The organism is Acinetobacter sp. UBA6571 (genome assembly GCF_002434085.1).
Lineage (GTDB): Bacteria > Pseudomonadota > Gammaproteobacteria > Pseudomonadales > Moraxellaceae > Acinetobacter > Acinetobacter radioresistens.
The window spans coordinates 1-2,949 of sequence record NZ_DJJJ01000045.1 but is presented as its reverse complement, the minus strand read 5'-3'; the positions used below and the strand labels follow the sequence as shown (position 1 = coordinate 2,949).

At 40.3% G+C, this 2,949-nt stretch carries 4 protein-coding genes and 1 pseudogene; 1 reads left to right on the top strand and 4 read right to left on the bottom strand.

What is annotated here, in order from left to right:
• Positions 1 to 132, top strand: a pseudogene (locus tag B3X18_RS08440) (methyltransferase); the annotation flags it as partial.
• A 186-nt stretch (positions 133 to 318) separates the two neighbouring features.
• On the opposite strand, the gene B3X18_RS08435 reads toward B3X18_RS08440, so the two are convergent.
• The 4 genes from B3X18_RS08435 to B3X18_RS08420 all read right to left on the bottom strand — a co-directional run.
• Positions 319 to 1,161 (bottom strand): universal stress protein, encoded by an 843-nt coding sequence (locus B3X18_RS08435; RefSeq protein ID WP_005019705.1) that lies wholly within the window; start codon positions 1,159 to 1,161, stop codon positions 319 to 321.
• Positions 1,162 to 1,313: 152 nt separating this feature from the next.
• A complete protein-coding gene (locus B3X18_RS08430) occupies positions 1,314 to 1,931 on the bottom strand; it encodes an acyltransferase (RefSeq protein WP_005026591.1) in 618 nt (205 codons plus the stop codon).
• On the bottom strand, positions 1,924 to 2,520 hold the full coding sequence (locus B3X18_RS08425; RefSeq protein WP_005026592.1) for an IMPACT family protein: 597 nt from the start codon (positions 2,518 to 2,520) through the stop codon (positions 1,924 to 1,926). Before B3X18_RS08425 ends, B3X18_RS08430 begins: the two co-directional genes overlap by 8 nt.
• Before the next feature lie 94 nt (positions 2,521 to 2,614).
• A partial coding sequence (locus B3X18_RS08420) for an HlyD family secretion protein (protein WP_286935395.1) occupies positions 2,615 to 2,949 on the bottom strand: 335 nt, incomplete at its 5' end.

The window sequence follows — 2,949 nt, the reverse complement described above, 5'->3', positions numbered from 1 at the left end:
AAACCGAGTATTGAGGGTATCCGCGATTTGTTTGAGGCCTTAAAAGGTCATCCTCGACTTCTATCTTCTACAGCTCTACAAACAGACGGAAGTAAAGGTCACGATGGGTTTGCATTAGCTATTGTAAAATAAAAACTCAAAAGCATAAAAAACAATCACTATAAAAATATTTTTAAATTTCATTATTTTACATATACTGTCCATATAGTTATCCACAGTAATTGCGGATAACTATATGGACTTTTTTAATACTATTTAAAACTTTACAACTTATTCTAAATATATTAATGGCTAAATAGATTGGTCTTTAAAGATCAATTATTTTGCTACTAATAGCGGAACTGTCGCGTTACGGAAAATAGTTGTAGCGATACTACCCAAGAAAAATTGCCGAATTTTACTCTGACTAAAGGCTCCCAGAACAATGATCTGAATTCCATGTTCACGCTGATAATCTAAAATATTTTCTGCTACATCTCCATAGCGATATTCTACTACAACATCGAGTCCTGCATTCTTCAAGAACTGAGTAGGCTCATTTAGAACCTCCGGTTGGTCACCTACATAAAGCAAATGGCACTGCAACTGTCTAAGCAGGTCACTCACTGCAATGCGGCGCATCATGGCAAGACAGGTCGGTGAATACTCATAGGCAAAAATAAACCGTGTTGGTGGCTTAAACGTTTCACCTACCGTCATTACCGTACTTTTTACACCACGGATAAAGTTTTCAACGTTACTACCAATTGCTTTGTTACGTTCAGCAGAGCGTTCACCCACACGGCCAATCACAACAATATCTTCTTCATGAAGCAAATTGAAACTCTGCTCCAGAAAATCTCCCTTTTCCTGAATTTTAGTACAGGTAATACCGTATTTTTCTTGAATCAGATTGGAAATATGTTTAAGCAGATTATTACTATAATCCATGGCAAGTTCACTTTGTTTCTGTTCAAGTTCTGCCAGTTCTTTCAAGAGCATGGCATTACTTTCAAAGCCAATTACGCCACTAATTTCTCCCAAATGATAACTGGCAGGGTAATAATCCAGAATCTGTAATAGCACTAGTTCTCGTTGTGTTTTCGATGCTATCCAGGCAGCTGCCTCAGCAATTGCATTGATACATGGAGATGAGTCAATACATGCAATTACACGGTTCATTTTACGCCTCTCTTTAGGTCTTAACGCCCAATATGTTTTAATGTCATAACTTAAGCTATCACAAAGCAAGTACTTTATGCGTTAATTTTTTAAACTGGAAAACCTGCCAGTAAAATAATCATTTATAAATATTCTATATTAGAATGCAGTTTTTATTTCCGATAGCGAATCAGTTTAGCAGGATTTCCTGCCACAATTTCACAGGTAGCCACATCATGTGTCACCATACTATTCATACCGACTACTGCATGTGCTCCTATTTTGATACCATCTTTTACACCAACATGTGCACCTAACCACACATCTTTCCCAATCTCAATTCCCTGAGAACGCACCGGTTGCTGGTAGATCGCCTGTTCAAGTGCCATACCATGATCAAATGCATACAGATGACAATAAGCGGCAATCCTGGCCTGATCATGTAGACGGATTCCAGCACGACCACCATCTAAAATACAATGGTGATTAATCGCGACTTCCTGCCCGATCTCAATTGGACCATGTAAGGTACAGTCTGCTGCAATAAAGCTATGATCGCCAATAATAATCTTGCGTCCCGGTTCGGCAAAAATATGGGCAAGTGGTGAAATAAAGCAGTTTTTACCAATCTCTACTGTTTCCATTTCCATCAGATAAGCCTGATATTCCTGCTGCCATGCTTCGGCCCAGGCCCGATGATGGGGCTTTAACGTATAGTACAGCCAAGGCATATAATTCAAGCGGTGCTTATGCTGATCTCTATATTTTAGTAAAGGATCCTGTTCAGGCATGCTCCTGCTCCTGTAATTTTAGCTGTTCCCGTCCCCGGCTAATATCTTGAAGTTTTAAATTAAAGGAATGAATCTGATGCACTTGCAAAAGTAACTCTACTTCTACTCCTGTAGCTGTATAATTTTCCTGAAACTCAATCTGCTGCTGGTTAAGTTCATATTGCAATATAGCCCATTCATTAAAATGACAGCAGAAGTAAGCCTGTTTTTTCTCAATTACTTCAACCTTTTCTGCCAGCAGCAGGCACTGTCCAGCACATCCACCATAAGCCCGTACCAGCCCTCCTGTGCCCAGCTTGATTCCACCATACCAGCGGTTAACCAAGACAATAACATTGGTAAGTTCATTCCCTTCAATAGTGGCAAAAATAGGACGGCCTGCTGTTCCTGAAGGTTCCCCGTCATCGTTAAAACGGATTTGATGCCCAATTTTCCAAGCCCAGCACTGATGAGTAGTACTATGATCTTTATAAGTTTCAAGAAAATCTTTTACTGCCTGTTCATTATCTACAGGCGCAGCAATTGCAAGGAAACGACTCTTCTTGATTTCTTCTTCAAACTGCACTGGGGAGGAAATTGTAAACGGCATATCACCATCACATGTTGCAACAAATATTAAGTATAACCGGTTTAATTTTAAAAATAAAAAAGCCTCCCTCAGGAGGCTTTTCAAAGTAAGTTTCTTAACGTTCCCGTAGAGCTTCCTTAGCTTTATTAAATGGTTTAAGCAGATAGTCCAATACTGTTTTCTGTCCGGTACGAATATCTACCGTTGCCACCATCCCCGGGGTAATTCCGAAACTCTGCCCGGCCTTATTGATCAGCTTGTCCGTATCGGTACGGATGTAAACCCGGTAGTAGAACTGGTCCTGCTTCACTTCATCACGAATGGTATCCGGTGAAATTACGGTTACCTTCCCCTTGAGTCCACCGTAAATTGAATAGTCATAGGCCGTGATTTTTACCAGCGCATCCTGTCCCGGCCGAATAAAAGCAATATCCCTGGCAGAGATGCGTG